This window comes from Streptosporangium brasiliense (assembly GCF_030811595.1).
In the GTDB taxonomy this organism is placed as follows: Bacteria; Actinomycetota; Actinomycetes; order Streptosporangiales; family Streptosporangiaceae; genus Streptosporangium; species Streptosporangium brasiliense.
This window is the reverse complement of record NZ_JAUSRB010000002.1, coordinates 6,505,358-6,519,003: the sequence shown is the minus strand read 5'-3', so window position 1 is coordinate 6,519,003 and position 13,646 is coordinate 6,505,358. Positions and strand designations below refer to the sequence as shown.

The 13,646-nt window shown below is 71.2% G+C and carries 13 protein-coding genes; 7 read left to right on the top strand and 6 right to left on the bottom strand.

Going from position 1 to position 13,646, the window contains the following annotated elements:
• Window positions 1–343 precede the first annotated feature (343 nt).
• Window positions 344–1,303 carry an AraC family transcriptional regulator gene (locus J2S55_RS38315; RefSeq protein WP_306871311.1) on the bottom strand — a complete coding sequence of 320 codons (960 nt, stop codon included), beginning with the start codon at window positions 1,301–1,303 and terminating at the stop codon, window positions 344–346.
• 75 nt (window positions 1,304–1,378) lie between these two features.
• Between J2S55_RS38315 and J2S55_RS38310 the strand changes: the two genes are divergently transcribed.
• Together J2S55_RS38310 and J2S55_RS38305 are read left to right on the top strand one after the other, a co-directional pair.
• Entirely contained in the window at window positions 1,379–2,341 is a 963-nt protein-coding gene (locus J2S55_RS38310; protein WP_306871309.1) for an NADP-dependent oxidoreductase, read from the top strand.
• A gap of 14 nt (window positions 2,342–2,355) precedes the next feature.
• Window positions 2,356–3,030: a DUF6069 family protein gene (locus tag J2S55_RS38305; RefSeq protein ID WP_306871308.1), complete on the top strand. Its 675-nt coding sequence runs from the start codon at window positions 2,356–2,358 to the stop codon at window positions 3,028–3,030.
• Between the two features lie 63 nt (window positions 3,031–3,093).
• On the opposite strand, the gene J2S55_RS38300 is transcribed toward J2S55_RS38305, so the two are convergent.
• Complete coding sequence (locus J2S55_RS38300; RefSeq protein ID WP_306871307.1) at window positions 3,094–4,092, bottom strand: zinc-dependent alcohol dehydrogenase family protein; 999 nt, start codon at window positions 4,090–4,092, stop codon at window positions 3,094–3,096.
• Window positions 4,093–4,184: 92 nt separating this feature from the next.
• Between J2S55_RS38300 and J2S55_RS38295 the strand changes: the two genes are divergently transcribed.
• Window positions 4,185–4,502, top strand: a complete 318-nt coding sequence (locus J2S55_RS38295) for an ArsR/SmtB family transcription factor (RefSeq protein WP_306871305.1) — start codon at window positions 4,185–4,187, stop codon at window positions 4,500–4,502.
• Between the two features lie 153 nt (window positions 4,503–4,655).
• On the opposite strand, the gene J2S55_RS38290 is transcribed toward J2S55_RS38295, so the two are convergent.
• The gene (locus J2S55_RS38290) at window positions 4,656–5,864 is read right to left on the bottom strand and encodes an FAD-dependent monooxygenase (protein WP_306871304.1); all 1,209 of its coding nucleotides are present in this window, start codon (window positions 5,862–5,864) and stop codon (window positions 4,656–4,658) included.
• A 233-nt stretch (window positions 5,865–6,097) separates the two neighbouring features.
• Here J2S55_RS38290 and J2S55_RS38285 point away from each other — a divergent pair, with 233 nt between their 5' ends.
• On the top strand, window positions 6,098–6,742 hold the full coding sequence (locus J2S55_RS38285) for a TetR/AcrR family transcriptional regulator (RefSeq protein WP_306871300.1): 645 nt from the start codon (window positions 6,098–6,100) through the stop codon (window positions 6,740–6,742).
• Between the two features lie 349 nt (window positions 6,743–7,091).
• Window positions 7,092–8,660 carry a serine/threonine protein kinase gene (locus J2S55_RS38280; protein ID WP_306871299.1) on the top strand — a complete coding sequence of 523 codons (1,569 nt, stop codon included), beginning with the start codon at window positions 7,092–7,094 and terminating at the stop codon, window positions 8,658–8,660.
• A gap of 291 nt (window positions 8,661–8,951) precedes the next feature.
• Here the strand turns inward: J2S55_RS38280 and J2S55_RS38275 are convergent, their stop codons facing one another.
• Together J2S55_RS38275 and J2S55_RS38270 are read right to left on the bottom strand one after the other, a co-directional pair.
• Entirely contained in the window at window positions 8,952–9,677 is a 726-nt protein-coding gene (locus tag J2S55_RS38275; RefSeq protein WP_306871297.1) for a GbsR/MarR family transcriptional regulator, read from the bottom strand.
• A 299-nt stretch (window positions 9,678–9,976) separates the two neighbouring features.
• Entirely contained in the window at window positions 9,977–10,618 is a 642-nt protein-coding gene (locus tag J2S55_RS38270; protein ID WP_306871295.1) for a TetR/AcrR family transcriptional regulator, read from the bottom strand.
• A 106-nt stretch (window positions 10,619–10,724) separates the two neighbouring features.
• On the opposite strand from J2S55_RS38270, the gene J2S55_RS38265 reads away from it, so the two are divergent.
• Window positions 10,725–11,609: an NmrA family NAD(P)-binding protein gene (locus J2S55_RS38265; RefSeq protein ID WP_306871292.1), complete on the top strand. Its 885-nt coding sequence runs from the start codon at window positions 10,725–10,727 to the stop codon at window positions 11,607–11,609.
• 75 nt (window positions 11,610–11,684) lie between these two features.
• On the opposite strand, the gene J2S55_RS38260 is transcribed toward J2S55_RS38265, so the two are convergent.
• On the bottom strand, window positions 11,685–13,013 hold the full coding sequence (locus tag J2S55_RS38260) for an erythromycin esterase family protein (RefSeq protein ID WP_306871290.1): 1,329 nt from the start codon (window positions 13,011–13,013) through the stop codon (window positions 11,685–11,687).
• A gap of 63 nt (window positions 13,014–13,076) precedes the next feature.
• Here J2S55_RS38260 and J2S55_RS38255 point away from each other — a divergent pair, with 63 nt between their 5' ends.
• Window positions 13,077–13,625 carry a helix-turn-helix domain-containing protein gene (locus J2S55_RS38255; RefSeq protein WP_306871287.1) on the top strand — a complete coding sequence of 183 codons (549 nt, stop codon included), beginning with the start codon at window positions 13,077–13,079 and terminating at the stop codon, window positions 13,623–13,625.
• Window positions 13,626–13,646: the final 21 nt, after the last annotated feature.

The window sequence follows — 13,646 nt, the reverse complement described above, 5'->3', positions numbered from 1 at the left end:
TGCCTGGGCGCCGCCCCCTTGCGGGCGGCCTCACCTCTGCTACGAACACCACCGCCCCGATCCGACACCGCCTCCCGGATTTCTTTGCAGAATTTTCCGGGACGCCGGTCGTCAGCGATCCGACAGCACGGCAGTGTCGCGGCGACCGCGCTCCACCTCCTCAAGCGCGCCCAGTGCGGACAAGCTCGCGGACCAGGTCGATCGTGAAGATCCTGACCAGTGGTGGCGGGCGTCGAACGGCCCGGGCGCGTGGGCGACCTCGTCGGTGGCGTAGCCGCCGAAGCGCTGGATGCGGGCGTCAGACCGAGCACTGCGTCGGCTTCGACCGCAGCCAGGCACGCCGCTACGCCTGGCTCGTCCCACTGCTGGCCACCTCTGCCGGATGGGGCGCCGCGGCCCGGCGGTAACGGCCGGGCGCCTGGCCGTATTCCCTCTTGAAAGCGTTGGCGAAGGCGAACTCAGAGGTGTAGCCCACCCGCGCGCCGACCTCGCCGAGCGGGGCGTCCGACTCGCGCAGCAGCCGGGCCGCGGTGTTCAGCCGCCACCACGTCAGGTAGGCCAGCGGCGGCCGGCCGACCAGCGCGGAGAACCGGTGGGCGAAGGCCGCCCTGGAGAGCCTGGCGTGGTCGGCGAGGCTCTGAACCGTCCACGGCCTGCCCGGCTCGTCATGGATGGCCTGCAGGGCGGCACTCACGGCGGGATCGCTGAGTGCCGCCGACCACCCCCTGCCCGACTCGGCGGGGCCGGTGAACCAGGCGCGCAGCAGGTAGACGAGCATCGTGTCGAGCAGGCCGAGCACCACCGTGTCCGCGCCGACGCCCGGATGGTCCACCTCGGCGGCCAGCAGATCGATGGCGGCCCGCAGCCGGGGGTGGTGACCCAGCCGCGCGGGCAGATGGATCAACTCCGGCAGGTCACGCAGGAGCGGGTGGGCCCGGCCGGGGTCCAGCCGGTAGCCGCCGCACAGCGTCACCGTCTTCTGGCCGCTGTTGCCGATGAAATCCTGCACGAACAGGCCGGCGTCCACGGTGGGATCGCAACGGGGTTCGCTGAGCGCGCGCGTGGGGGAATCGGCCAGGCCGTAGCTGTGGCCGTGCGGGAAGAACACCACGTCACCGACGTTGAGCGCCACCGGCTCGCCCTGCCCGGAGATCAGCCAGCAGGTGCCCTGCAAGATGATCTGGAACCCGGCGCTGCCTTTGACCTCGGGGAAACGCTGCCCCCAGGGGGCGTGCCAGGAGACCGTCGCCGAGCTCGGACGGCCGGAGCGGACACTGGCGAGCACGTCACTGAGGATGTCCATCCCCAAGACTATGACGTATGAAAACGATATTTCAAAGTATTCACCGTCTTACGATGCTCTTCTAGCTTTGTCCGCATGATGAAAGCAGCGCTCTTCCACGAGTACGGCGGGACCGAGGTCATCCAGGTCGGGCGGGTCCCCGTGCCGGTCGCCGGGCCTGGCGAAGTGCTCGTCCAGATAGCCGCCACCTCGTTCAACCCCTCCGACACCGCCCTGCGCGCCGGGGCGCTGCGCGAGGTGCTTCCACTGACCTTCCCGCACATCCCCGGATGGGACGTTTCGGGCATCGTCGTGGCGGTCGGTGACGGGGTGACCCGGTGGAGCGCCGGGGACCGGGTCATGGGGCGGGTCGACTCGGGCGGGGCGGCGGCCGAGTTCGCCACCGTGCCCGCTTCGCTGTTGGTCGAAGCACCGGCCTCAGCGGTTCGCGTCGGATCGGGGGGTCGCGCCTCGGCGGTCCGCGACGCCTCGGGACCCGAACCCGCCGATGAGGCTCTGGCCCTGGCCGCGGCCATCCCGGTCGCCGGACTCACCGCCTGGCAGACCGTGTACGAGCACACGAACGTGAGCGCCGGGCAGCGCGTCCTCATCAACGGCGCGGGCGGCGGCGTCGGCGGCTTCGCCGTACAACTCGCCAAACTGGCCGGAGCCACCGTGATCGCCACCGCCTCGCCCCGCAGCACCGCCACCGTGGCCGAACTGGGCGCCGACGAGGTGATCGACTACACCAACTCACCCTTGCCCTCCGGCATGGACGTCGTGATCAACCTCGCCCCGGTCAGCCCGGAGACGGCCGCCGGCCTGGCCACCCTGCTACGGCCGGGCGGCACCGCCGTGTCCATCGCCACCCCCATCCCCGGCCACCCGACCTTCACCGCCCGCAACACCCCCACTCAGATCGCCGAACTCGGCGCGCTCGTCGCGAAAGGCGAGCTGCGGCTCGACGTGACCGAAGCCGTCGCGCTGGAGGAACTGGCCCAGGTGCACCGGCGCAGCGAAGCAGGCCAGACCCGCGGCAAGATCATCGTCCTTCCCTGACTCCGGAGTTCTCCATGTCCACCACCATCACCCGCCCGACCGTCACCTCCATCAAGCACCGGACCGTCGCCGTCGCCACAGCCGTCCTCGCCGCCGCCCTCACCTGGCTCCTGGGCCGCGCTCTCGGCGCCGACTTCGTCGTCGACCAGCCGCCGGTCGTCGTGGTCGGCCTCTCCTCGGTCCTGGGGTTCTCACTCGGAGCGTCGCTGCTCGGCTGGGCGGGCCTGGCCGTACTGGAACGCTTCCTGCCCAGACGCGCCCGGCCCGTCTGGACGGCGCTGGCCGTCGCCGTCCTCGCCCTGTCGTTCCTCCCACTCCTGGGCGTCGGAGCCGCCCCGCTGACCAGGCTGTTCCTGGCCCTCACCCACCTGGCCGTCGGCGGAGTGCTCATCGCGCGGCTTGGCCGGGGCCTCGTGGTGCACGTCCCGGTTGTCGTCGAAGTCGGCCGACAGGTCGGCCTCGGGGGTGCACCAGGTCTTGCCGCCCTCCACCCAGATCTCGCGGCACCGGATCGCCCTACTGACAGGAACAGCACGCCCCCGGCGAACGTCGTCAGGACGCCGACGGCGGCGGCCGGCGGCGGGTCGTCCGGGGAGCCGGGCAGCATCGACTGCGCCAGCCCGGGGGCTGTCCGCACTCGGTCCCGATCGGCACCGGCGGGCGGGGGCGGCGTGGAAGAGGCGTCATGACGCTGTGCCGCGTGGCGGCGAGGGCTCCTCGTATCACGAGGGGATCCGTGATCCGCGCCGGCGTCAGCGGGCCACGGTGACCACGATCTTGCCGAACTGGGTGTTGGACTCCATGTGCCGGTGTGCCTGCACGATCTCCTCCAGCGGGAACAGGCGGTCCACCACCGGCCGGAAGACTCCGGTACGCAGGCCCGAGACGACGAACGCCTCGGCCCGGCGGAGCCGCCGCGGGTCTCTTGTGGTCTCCAGCACCGTGTAGGTGCGCATGTTGAGGGCGGGCATGCCCAGGTCGAATCCCGGATACGGCGTCGGCTGCCCGCTCAGCGCCCCGTACAGGAAGTGCGTGCCGCCCGGGGCCACCGCCCGCGCCAGGGCGGTCACGCCGGGCCCGGCGACGGCGTCGAAGACGTACTCGACGCCCCTGCCGCCGGTCAGGGCCAGCAGCCTGGCCGGCACGTCCTCCTCCTCGGAGACGATCACCTCGGCCGCGCCCTCCTTGAGCAGCCGTTCCTTCTTGTCGCCGGTGCGGGTGACGGCGACAGGCGTGGCCCCCACCCGGTTCGCCGTCTGGATCGCGGCCAGGCCGACGCTGCTGGAGGCGGCGTTCAGCGCCACCACATCGCCCGCCTGCATTCCGCCCACTTCCACCAGCGCGCCGTACGCGGTGAGGTAGGGCATCCACACCGCGGCGCCCGACACCGCGTCCATGCCGTCGGGCCGGTGCAGGAGCGCGGTCGCGGGGACGATCGCCTGCTCGGCGTAGACGCCGTAGTCGTTCTGGGAGAACCCCGGCACGCTGCTGACCGCCTGCCCCTCCTCGAACCCGATCACCTCCGGGCCGACCGCCTCGATCACACCGGCGGCCTCAGCGCCGAGCCTGGCGGGCAGCCGCTTGACAGGCTCGATGTACTGGCCGCGCCGGAAGAGCGCCTCGGCCCTGTTGATCCCGATCGCATCCACCCGGATCCGCACCTCGCCCGGCCCCGGCTCGCCCGGCTCCAGGTCCTCCAGCCGCATCACCTCGGGCCCGCCGACCTCGTGGAAGCGTACAGTCCTCGCCATGCCACCCATCCTTCGCTCGCTGTGAACGCGGTCCACTGTAGCCATAAGTATGATCGGCATCAAACTTTGATGAGTGTTGTACTATCGGGTCCATGGGACGTACGCCGTCGCACCTAGAGGTGTCGCAGTTCGACCTCCAGCGGGTGCTGGAGGCCCTCGTCGATCCGGTCCGCCGGAGCATCGTCACGCAGCTCGACGCCTCCGGCGAGGACCTCAAGTGCGGTGCTTTCGACATGCCGGTCAGCAAGTCCACCGCCACCCACCACTTCAAGGTCCTGCGCGAGGCGGGCCTGATCCGGCAGTACTACGTCGGGACCTCGCGGATGAACGCCCTCCGCCGCGCCGAGATGGACGAGGCGTTCCCCGGCCTGCTCGACGCCCTCACCACGCGCCAGGCCAAGGGGAGCTGACCCCTGGTCCCGGCGCCCCACGCCGAGTGACCGCCAGGTGGCTCACGCACGCGACGGCAGACCGCCGTCACGCACACGAGCCTCGGACGAGCACGGCCGCCCCGCTGATCCACCCCGCGGCCTGGGCCTCTCCCGGTGTCGATCGCCGCGCGATCATCTCGTTCTGGTGATCCGGCGTTCAGGGCCCGTGCGGCCCTTCGAGCCCAGCCGGCCGCGCAGCGACTGGAGCCCCGTGACCATTCGGTAGATCCGGTAGTACAGCCGCGGCGGGACATGCGGCAGCAGCGAGGAGTAGCGCTGGTCGTGCAGCGCGAACATCTGCGGCGACGGAAGGTCGATGTAGCGCTGGAGGTTCTCGTACCACTGGGCGCTGTGGCGGGCCGATTTCTGGGCGGCCAGGACATCGGATCTGCGTTCCCGCTCGTAGCGGGCGAGGGCGGACTGGAGTTGCGTCTCCTCGTGCAGCGCGGTGACCAGGAAGGCGGCGTCCCCCAGCGCGAGAGCGGTGCCCGCGCCGATGGAGTAGTGCGTGGTGTGCGCGGCGTCCCCGAGCAGGACGAGGTTGCCGCGGTGCCACGTCCGGTTGGTCAGGGTGCGGAAGTTCAGCCAGTACGCGCCGCCGTCGGCGTCCGCCCGGCCGATCAGCGGGTGCCCGTCCAGTATGTCGGCGAAGATCTTCTCCAGGAGGGCCAGGCTGTCGGCCTCGTTCGCCTCATGGAACCCGAGCCCCCTCCAGGTCTCGGGAGAGCACTCGACGACACAGGTGCTGTGCTCCTTGCTGAACCCGTAGCAGTAACACCAGATCCAGCCGTGCGCGGTCTCCACGAAGGAGAAGGTGAAGGAGTCGAAGACCTTGGTGGTGCCGAGCCAGACGTAGGTGTTCCGCCCGACCACCACCTCGGTGCCGAAGTGGTCGGCGTGGCGCTCGCGCAGCACGCTGTTGGCGCCGTCGCCGGCGACGACGAGGTCGGCGTCGGCCAGCTCGCCCTCGTCGGTGATCTCACGCTCGAACTCGATGCGCACCCCGAGGGAGCGGGCCCGTTCGGCGAGGATGCCGAGCATCTCACGGCGGCTGATGCCGAAGCCCTCGTCCCCGTGCTCGACCGTCATCGTCGTGCGGTCCTGGACGTGCACCACCCAGCCGTCCCAGCGGACCGAGCTCTCGCCGATGGCACGCGCGGACTCGGGGTCGGTGCCGTGGAGACTGTTGCGCACGTCGTCCCAGTAGGTCACGCCCCAGCCGTACGTCGAGCCGGCCGGGTTGCGCTCGTAGACGGTGATGTCATGGGACGGGTCCACCAGCTTCATCAGGATCGAGAAGTACAGGCTGGCGGGTCCGCCGCCGACGCAGGCGACCTTCACACGAGCTCCCCTAGTAACACAAGGTAATCAATATGGAGCATAGAGTAACAGGAGTGATGTACGGTGAGGCGACCCCATCCTGTTGAGCCACCGGTCATGAGATGGCCAATTCTCCGAACGCCCCCGTCCCCGGAGAGGCCGGAACGGGCTCCGTCCGAGCGCCCTGGCCTCCGACCACGGCCCGGACGGACAGGAGCGCCGGGGGAGATGGCCGGCTGCTTTAAGGTGAGTGAATGTCGAGGTCGCACCGGTTGCCCCGAGGGCGGAACGCGTTGCCGCCCGAAGAGGTGGCGCGGCTGCAGCGTGGGCGTCTGTGCCGGGCGATGGCCGAGGTCATGGCGGAGAAGGGGTATGTCGCCACCTCCATCGAGGACGTCCTCAAACGTGCCAAGGTGTCGCGCCTGAGCTTCTACCGGCTGTTCGACTCCAAACTCGACTGCTTCATGGCCGCCTTCGACCACGCGTGCGGACTGCTCTTCGAACGGGTCATGGGTGCGATCGGGACGTCCGGCACGGGCGGCGACCCGATGGAGAGCTACGAGCGGGCCATCACCGTCTACCTCGAAGCGCTTGAGGCGGAGTGGCCCTACACCCGCATCTACCTGGTCGAGATCTACGCCGCGGGCCCGGAAGCCGTCGCCCGCCGGCGCGAACTCCACGCGTTCATGGCCTCCGTCTACGCCGAGGCCCTGGGGGTCACCGACGATCAGGGGCTGCTGACCTGTCGCATGCTCGTCGCCGCCACCAGCGCCCTCGTCACGGTCCCGGTCGCCGAGAACGACCGTGCAGGTCTGCGCGCCGTGGGCCCCCAGTTGATCGCCCATGTCCGTTCCCTCTGGAACTGCGGCTCCTTCGGCGCGGGCACGGGCCCCGCCTGACCCGAGGGGCCGGGGCCGCCTTACCGGTGGGTCCGTGGCTTCGGCCCGCTCCTTCGATGAACTCGACCCGTCGACGGCCTGTCTCCAACCCCAGAAAGACGATACTGTCTGTCTGCTCTTTGATCATGACCCTGTGAGAGACGAGATATGGCCGGTCGCGCCGCCGTTGTCCGCCGACCCCCGGGTGTCTCGGTCCCCACCGGCCCGTCGGGCGGCTCGGACCGACGGCCGGGGCGCCGTCTGCCGGTGGCCGTGGAGACGCCGTCACCGCTGAGCGGGCGGTCACGCGTAACCGCTGCCCAGTGGGTGGCCGCGGACAAGATCTCGCCTATTCGACGCTGGAGGACACGTGCCCGAGTGGATGGCTCTGCTGCCCTCGGATCTGGAAGCGGTGGGGCCGTACCGCCTTGAGGGCCGGCTCGGCACCGGCGGTCAGGGCACGGTTTATGTCGGTAGCGCGGTTCCGGGGCAGCGGGTGGCGATAAAGCTGCTCCACCCGCACCTGGTCGTCGACAAGAGTGCCCGGGCCCGCTTCCTGAGCGAGGTCGAAATCGCCAAGCGGGTGGCCCTGTTCTGCACGGCGAAGGTGCTCGACAGCGGTTCCGTGAACGGACAACCCTACATAGTCAGCGAATTCGTGGAGGGACCGTCGCTGCAGGAGTCGGTGCGCAGCACGGGCCCGCGCAGCGGGGCGGCGCTGGAACGGCTGGCGCTCAACACCGCGACGGCGCTGGCCGCGATCCACCAGGCGGACGTGGTCCACCGGGATTTCAAGCCGGGCAACGTCCTGCTCGGCCTGGACGGCCCGGTGGTGATCGACTTCGGGATCGCCCGGGCACTGGACCTCAGCCGGTCGATCATCACCAGCCAGGTCGTGGGCAGCCCCGGTTACATGGCGCCCGAGCAGATCGCGGATGGTGAGGTCGGGCCCGCGGCCGACCTGTTCGCCTGGGGGGCGACCATGGTGTTCGCCGCCACCGGGGAGAGGGCCTTCAAGGGCGAGTCGATCCCCGCGGTCATGCGGTCGATCCTCTATGACGAGCCGGACCTGACCTGGCTGGACGGGCGGCTCTGCGCCATCGTCCGCGCCTGCCTGGCCAAGGACCCGGCCCGGCGGCCCACCGCCGCGGAGGTCGTGGACGGCTTGCGCGGCCTGCCCGGTCCGGCCTGGCTGACCGGAAACCCTCCGGCCGGCCAGGCCGCCGGGGCGCGTCAGGGCGACGGGCAGGACCGGACACCGGCCGGCAGCGTCAAGCGCCGCCGCTCCGTCCTGGCCGGTGCCACGGTCCTGGCCCTGTTCGCGGCCCTGGGCATCGCCTACTCCCTCATCCCCTCCGATCCGGGAGGCGAGAACTCCGACGCCTCACGGGCGCCGCGCTCCAGCCCGCCCTCCGGCGCCACCACGGTCTCACCCAGCCCGGCCGACACCGTGGCGGGCCGGACCGGATCGCCGTCCCCCCGGCCCCGGACGGTTCCAACAGCCGGTACGCGGAACCCGCGACGCCCGGACGGCACGCGGTCTCCGGCATCCGAGAAGCCGCCCTCACAGTCCGACGGGAAGGACAAGTCCCCTTCACGATCAGACGTCAGCGAGAAGCCACGCTCAGATCCGGAGGAGAAACCCTCACGACCAGCCGTGGAGGAAAAGTCTTCTCCACGACCGGGGGTGAGTGAGAAGCCGTCATCGGACGCAGGGGAGCAGCCCACTGCGGGCCCGAAGGTGCTCGGGACTGTGTCCGGAAGCGACATGAACGGCTACTGCCAGGACCAGGGATACGCCGCCGCCGGCGGCGGCCCGGGCTACTACTGGTGCTACGGCCCCGGCGGGAAGCAGGTCGACATGACGGCCGTATGCCGCTGGGCCTACCCCGGCTACCCGGATGCCCGGGCGGACGGGACCACCTGCAAGTCGTCCTGAACGCCAGGCGCGGAGCCGCTCCGGTGAGGCGTTCGACGGGTCCGTCGGCGAGCACGAGCCGCAGGTGGTGCCTTCCGCTGGGCCCCGGCCGTCCATGGGAGTGGCTGCGATCTTCGCCCGGTCGAACAGGCGCTGGGACAGTTCGACCGCGGTCAGCTCCAGGGGCCCGGTGTCGAGGAACGCCTCGTGCTCACCCATGGACGCGTCACCACCGGCCCGGCCGATCCCCCTGCCGACCCGGCTGATCGAGCTGCCGGACGGCGGCCGGGACCACGGCCGGGAGGAGGACGCCTAACCGTCTGTCGTGCGCCTCGCGGAATAGGCCTGCCGCCATTGCTCGGCCGCCTGGAGCATGGTGTGACCGACATGTTCGAAGAACTGGCCGATGTCCTGCAGCCGGGTGCCGGCGGGGGTGGCGGCGCCGAGGACCTGGGCTCCCTCGCGGGCGAAATCCGCCAGCAAGGTGTTCTGCCTGGCGCTGGCCATCCAGCCCCGGAACCAGGCGTCGGCGTCGATGACGTACCGGTCGCGCCGCCGATGCGGGTCGCGTTCACGCCGGATCAGCTCCTGCTGTTCGAGTTCGCCGATGGCCTTGGAGATGGACGCGGGGCTGACCTGGAGGCGCTGGACGAGCTCGGCGGCGGTCAGGCTGCCGCTGTCAGTGGTGTAGAGGCAGGTGAGCACCCGGGCGGTCATGCGCGGCAGCCCCGTGCCGATCATCATCGCGGTGAAGCGCTCCTCCAGGTCGCGGACCGCCTCGGGGTCGCGCCCGTGCGCGTCGGTGAGGGCCGGCGGTCCCGGGACCGGGGCCGGCTTGCGCCGGCGGGCGCGCCCTTCGGTCGCCCGATGCGCCTGGTCGGCCCGGTAGCCACCGGGGCCGCCGTTACGGGTCACCTCCCGGGTGATGGTGGAGATCGGTCGTCCCAGGCGGCCGGCGATCTCGGTGTAGGTGAGCCTTTCGGCCAGTCCCTCGGCGATCTGCCGGCGCTCCTGGTGGGTCAGCCTGCCTCCGGGCATCGGTGCTGCCTCCTGCTGATCTGGTCCGCTCGACGCATCCGCGGGGGTGGATGGACCAGTATCGCGTCCGCGGGCACCTCATTGCAAGAAAGTGGGGCCGGGCCCCGCATTCGACTTCACATTAATTGCAAAACGCGGCGGCGTTCGCCTGCAAAAATACAGATGAAGCCGTCAGCCGTGTTGGCGTTTCCGTAAAAGCAAGTTAGCTTTTGCTGGAACGTAAACAATCACTGCCGCGGTTGGGACGACGCTCTCCCCGGCCTTGCGCCCGCGCGGGCGCGACCCCGCAGATCCGGTGCTCATGCGGTTGTGGCGGCAGTGCGGCGCCCGCCCGTCCCGGACGTCCGCCCGTCCGGGGCGGGTGACGCGTCCTTGACGGCGCCGGGGTCGCGGGCGAGGCCGTCCAGGGTGAGAGTGACGAGGCGCTCGGAGTCGGCCGCGGACAGGTGCTCGTGCAGGGAGGCGGCGGCGGTCACCAGAGCGGTGATGTCGGCACCCGTCGCGTCGGGGCGGAGGGCGCCCGCCTCGCGTGCGCGGGCGACGAGCCGTTCCCCGGTGTCGGCCATGCGCAGGCAGGCGGTGTGCAACTCCGAGGCCTCGTCGTCCAGGCCGTCGGCGAGCATGGCGGCCAGGCCGCTGTAGCCGGCGGCGTGCGCGGTGGCCGCGCGGACCCAGGTGGAGAGCGCGTCCGGCGCGGGGTGGGCCAGAAGGTGGTCGCCCAGCTCGAACAGGGCCTGGTGACGCTCCCGGAGCAGCGCGCCGACCAGGGCCCGGCGGGTGGGGAAGTGGCCGTAGAGGGTGCCGATGGCCACGCCGGCGCGGCGGGCGATGCTCTCCAGGCTGGACTGAACGCCTCTCTCCCGGAAGGCCGCGTCGGCCTCGTCCAGGAGTCGCGTGTAGTTGCGGCGGGCGTCGGCGCGGGGCCGGCGGCTGTCGGTCATGTGTGGTCCCAGTAATTCGAGGCACCCTCAAGATAGTGTTCTCGAGGCAACCTCAGTTTATCGTCGGCTGCCTCTTCGTCGTCGGCCGCCTTTCGGAGGACACATCATGATTCTGGTCACCGGAGCCACCGGTTCCATCGGCACGCCTCTCGTACGCGCCCTCCTCAGCCGGGGGGCGCCGGTCAAGGCCATGGTCCGCGACCAGGAGAAGGGGCGGGCCCTGGGCTGTGCGACCGTCGTGGGCGACTTCGACGACCCGGCCTCGCTCGTCCCCGCCATGGAAGGTGTCGACCGGCTCTTTCTCAACGCGGGCGGAGCCCAGCCGGCGGACGGCGCGCAGCCGATGATCCGCCAGCAGAAGGCCGCCATCGACGCGGCACGCGCCGCCGGGGTGTCGAGGGTGGTGAAGGTGTCGGTCTGGCACGCCCGCCGTGGCGGCAGGCTGGCCGAGGGCGCGCACTGGGAGATCGAGGAGTACCTCAAGGCGTCCGGGCCGGCCTGGACGATGCTGCAGCCCAGCGGGTTCATGCAGAACTTCCTCACCGGCGCCGGCGCCTTCACCGTCGGAGGCAGGCTCGTGGACGCCTACGGGGGCGCCCCGGTGTCGTATGTCGACTGCGACGACATCGCCGCCTGCGCCGCCGCCCTGCTGACCGGACCGCACGGCCTGGGTGAGACGTACGTGCTGACGGGCCCGCAGGCGCTGACCTACGCCGAGATCGCGCGTGAGATCTCGGCCGTGCTGGGCCGCACCGTGGGCCAGGTCCAGCTGCCCCCTGACGAGCTCGCCGCGGCGTTGCGGGAGAAGGGGGTGCCGGCGCGGTTCGCCGACGACGTGGCCGAGCTCTCCCGGCAGGTGGCGACCGGCTCCCTGGCGGCCACGACGACGGCGGTGCGGGACCTCACGGGCCGCTCGCCCCGTACGTTCGGGGAGTTCCTGGCCGCCAACGCGGAGGCGTTGCGCTCGAGCCTCTTCTCCACGGTGAGCTGATCCCGTCAGGGACACGCCCGCGGCGCCGCCCTCATCGACCTCCTGCTCGGCGCCGGCGCCCGGGACCGGCCGGTGTTACTCCGGCTTCCACCGGGAGAACGCCTCTTGCACGTCCCGGGGTGAGTGGGCGAGCGCGGCGGCGTCGGGCTCGGCCGCCGTGACGTACGGCAGGTGCACGACGATGTCGAAGGCGTCCAGCGGGCTCAGGTCGGAGTAGGACGTCCCGTTGCCGGCGCGCTGCCGCGAGGCGGCCCGGACGGCGTCGGCGTCGGCGGGCGACAGTCGGCGGAGGTCGGTCGCGAAGGGGCCGTCGTGGCTCGCGTCCATGAGCGCGTCAAGGCTGCCGGGCCGGGGCGCCTCCATCGCGGTGAAGAGCGTGCCGGTGAAGAAGTCGGCGGTCACGTTGAGGGTCTGGCCGGTCCCCGAGGTCGTGCCGATGACGAGATAGTCCTCACCCAATCGATCGGCGAGATGCATGCCCATCGACGTCGCCGCGGGTGTGCCGGGAATGGCGCAGGGCCAGCGTTGGACGTGGCCGTTGTGGGCGGCGAGGACGATCCGCTCCTCGCCGCGCAGGATCCATTCGACCGTGTCCGCGATCGCGGCGTCGCGGTCGAACATCACGGTCTGCTGGTCGCCGCGGGCCATCGCGCGGATGATCGCGTCGAGGGTCACCGTGACGCGCAGTGCGTGGAGCGCGCGCTCGTAGGCGTCGAGGGTGGTCCGTCGGAGGTAGTCCAGACGCCGGCCCGTCATGCGCGCGGCGAGGTCGGCCAGGCCCGCGGTGAGTGCGTCCCTGGCCTGGGGTGTGAGCTTCCCGTAGGCGGCGATGGCCGCGGGCGCGGAGAACGCGGACGGCGCCGCGAAGGCGGCGGCCGTCTCCCGGATGCCCGGGTCGATCCGGAATTCAGGGTCGGCCCGCGCGAGGTAGGCGATCACGGCGTCCAGGCCGGGCAGCAGGGAGACCATCGAGCCGGGCAGGTCGATCCCGTGGAAGCCGACCGGGCGCGCGGCGCCGCTGTTGTGCCGCCGCATCCACTCCAGGTGGGCGCGCATCGGCGTCCACAGTCCCATCAGCGACGTCAGGCCGTCCGCCATGACCCGGCCGAGCCGGTCCTCACCGCCGCCTCGGACCCAGCCGTCGACCAGCCGTCCTTCGACGGATCCGGTCTCCATCGCGTAGGCGCTGAACCCGTGCCGCTCCACCAGATAGCGCAGCAGGCGGTGGCGGAGCTGGAAGAACTCGCGGTTGTAGTGCGCGCTCTCGCCGATCGCCACCACCCGTGCGTCACCGACGGCCTCGTCCAGCCATTCGAGGTCGTCCAACGGCCGGGCCGGGTCCAGCGTGCGCAGCGGCAGCACCGCCCGGCTGTTCAGCCGGGCCGCCGAGGTTTCCATGGTCATCGCGGACTCCTTCTCATGCGTTCCCAATTTTGGGAACGGTACCAGATATGGGACCTTAGGAGCGTGGATACGCTTGACCTGCTCCTGCACCCGGTGCGGCTGCGCATCGTGCACGCCATGTCCGGAGGGCGCGCCCGCACCACATCCGAGCTGTGCGCCCGCCTGTCCGACGTCCCCAAGACCACCGTCTACCGGCACGTCGGCCTGCTGGCCGAGGGGGGAGTGCTGGAGGTCGCCGACGAGCAGCGCGTGCGCGGCGCCGTGGAACGCCACTACCGGCTACGCGGCGAGCGGACCGCGATCGACGCCCGCGCGGGCGCGTCGATGACGCTGGAGGAACACCGCCGGGGCTTCGCCGCGGCCATGGCCGCCCTGCTCGCCGAGTTCAACGCCTACCTCGACCGGGACGGCGCCGACCCGGCCGCCGACTCCGTGGGCTACCGGCAGGGCGTCGTCTGGCTCAGCCATGACGAGATCACGGAGATGGCCGACGAGCTACGCGCCGTCTTCGCCGCCCGGGCGGCCAACCAGCCCGGCCCCGGCCGCGTACCCCGCCTGATGAGCCTGATCCTGTTCCCGACCGAGGAACCACCCCAGGGCTCCGACCGGTAAGTACGATGGATCAGCGCGACC

Bases quoted from the DNA above. Each gene is read 5' to 3' on its own strand.
- J2S55_RS38315 (WP_306871311.1), bottom strand. From the start codon at position 1,303: ATGGACATCCTCAGTGACGTGCTCGCCAGTGTCCGCTCCGGCCGTCCG.
- J2S55_RS38310 (WP_306871309.1), top strand. From the start codon at position 1,379: ATGATGAAAGCAGCGCTCTTCCACGAGTACGGCGGGACCGAGGTCATC.
- J2S55_RS38305 (WP_306871308.1), top strand. From the start codon at position 2,356: ATGTCCACCACCATCACCCGCCCGACCGTCACCTCCATCAAGCACCGG.
- J2S55_RS38300 (WP_306871307.1), bottom strand. From the start codon at position 4,092: ATGGCGAGGACTGTACGCTTCCACGAGGTCGGCGGGCCCGAGGTGATG.
- J2S55_RS38295 (WP_306871305.1), top strand. From the start codon at position 4,185: ATGGGACGTACGCCGTCGCACCTAGAGGTGTCGCAGTTCGACCTCCAG.
- J2S55_RS38285 (WP_306871300.1), top strand. From the start codon at position 6,098: ATGTCGAGGTCGCACCGGTTGCCCCGAGGGCGGAACGCGTTGCCGCCC.
- J2S55_RS38275 (WP_306871297.1), bottom strand. From the start codon at position 9,677: ATGCCCGGAGGCAGGCTGACCCACCAGGAGCGCCGGCAGATCGCCGAG.
- J2S55_RS38270 (WP_306871295.1), bottom strand. From the start codon at position 10,618: ATGACCGACAGCCGCCGGCCCCGCGCCGACGCCCGCCGCAACTACACG.
- J2S55_RS38265 (WP_306871292.1), top strand. From the start codon at position 10,725: ATGATTCTGGTCACCGGAGCCACCGGTTCCATCGGCACGCCTCTCGTA.
- J2S55_RS38260 (WP_306871290.1), bottom strand. From the start codon at position 13,013: ATGACCATGGAAACCTCGGCGGCCCGGCTGAACAGCCGGGCGGTGCTG.